General features: G+C 37.0%; 1 pseudogene. It reads right to left on the reverse strand.

Features of this window, described 5'->3' with window-relative positions:
- Nucleotides 1-322, reverse strand: a pseudogene (locus tag CD147_RS11645) (N-acetylmuramoyl-L-alanine amidase); the annotation flags it as partial.

Raw genomic sequence — 322 nt, forward strand, 5'->3', positions numbered from 1 at the left:
AGACGTTCATACCATACAAAACCGTTATTGCTAGCACTGTATACTCTAGCCCAACCATCACGAATTTCATAAACATAAAATACATCTCCAGGTTGGTATGTTTCGTTTGTAACCACCATGACATTGTTATGATTTGGTCTACAAATACTTACGCCAGCATTATCTGCAACGGCTTTGAAGTATGGTTGGTTACTCCATGTGAGTTTTTTAGGAGGTGTTGCATTTATAGTCAATGTTCCATTTGATTTACGTGTCGCTGTTTTAACTTCTTTAATATCTGTTAAATCTACGCTATCATCGGCAAAGTCTGGAACAATGAAGT

The organism is Staphylococcus devriesei, from assembly GCF_002902625.1.
Taxonomy (GTDB): domain Bacteria; phylum Bacillota; class Bacilli; order Staphylococcales; family Staphylococcaceae; genus Staphylococcus; species Staphylococcus devriesei.